Source organism: Halorubrum tibetense (assembly GCF_042661865.1).
In the GTDB taxonomy this organism is placed as follows: Archaea; Halobacteriota; Halobacteria; order Halobacteriales; family Haloferacaceae; genus Halorubrum; species Halorubrum tibetense.
This window is the reverse complement of record NZ_JBHSWW010000486.1, coordinates 1-1,106: the sequence shown is the minus strand read 5'-3', so window position 1 is coordinate 1,106 and position 1,106 is coordinate 1. Positions and strand designations below refer to the sequence as shown.

General features: G+C 71.8%; 1 protein-coding gene. It reads left to right on the top strand.

Features of this window, described 5'->3' with window-relative positions:
• A partial coding sequence (locus ACFQEU_RS16390; RefSeq protein WP_379783895.1) for a type II secretion system F family protein occupies positions 1-1,106 on the top strand: 1,106 nt, incomplete at both ends.

Here is a 1,106-nt window from a genome sequence, read left to right as displayed (position 1 = left end):
GGGACGATCGGTGCCGGGGGAGCGTACCTCCGGTGGCTCGTCTCCGCCCGGCGGACGCGGATCGAGCGGACCCTCCCGGGGGCGGTCCGGTACCTCCACGCGCTCTCGTCGGGGAGCGACGACGCCCGGACGATGCTCGCGAAGGTGGCGGGGAACGACGCCTACGGCGGGACCGCCGTCTCGTTCCGAAAGGCGCTCAACGCCGCCCGGCTCACCGGTAGCCTCGACACGGGACTGGCGCGGGTCGCGCGCGACACGCCCTCGCGTGACCTGCTCGCGCCGTTCCTGTTGAAGTTCAGACAGCACGTCTCACAGGGCGACGATGCGCTCGCCGAGTTCCTCGGAACCGAGAGCCGGCTCCTGGCCCACCGGAAGGAGCACGCGCAAACCCGCGCACGACGGTATCTCAAGCCGCTCGCGGAGCTGTTCGTGCTCGTGTTGGTGTTGCCGGCGTTGCTCGTCGTCGCGGTGACGGTGACCAGCGTGTTCGCACCCGATCTCTCGCGACTGATCGACACGCCGGTCGGGGCGGTATCGCCGCGAGCGGTCGCGGTGTACACCTCCATCGGCTTCCTCCTCGCGATCGGGCTGGTCGGGATCGCGGCGGTCGGCGCGCTTCGCCCGATCGACTCGCGACGACGACACCGCCGGCCGGACACCGCTCGGGGCGTCCTCGCGTCCGCGTCGACGAACCCCGCGAGCGCGGCGGTCGTCGCGTTCGTACCGGCGGTTGGGGTCGCCGTCTGGCTCGCGTACGCCGGTTACACTCTGGTGAACCTCTCGCTTCTGGCGTACGTCGTCTTCGCAGTTCCAGTCGGACTCGTCGCGGCCCGGCGGGACCGCATCGACGACGAGAAGGACCGCCACGTGGCGGCGTTCGTCTACGCCGTCTCCGAGCGTGCGTCGGTCGGACGACCGTTCCCGGAGGCGGTTGCCGCCGTGGCGCGCGAGGTCGATCTCGGACCCCTGGAACGCGACGTCGCGGACCTCGCGTTCAATCTCTCGGTGACGACGACGGGCGGGAGCGATGTCACCGACGGAAGCGGGGTCACCGGCGAGAGCGAGGGCGGCGACGTACAGCCCGCCGGCCACGCCGCCGGGGGCCG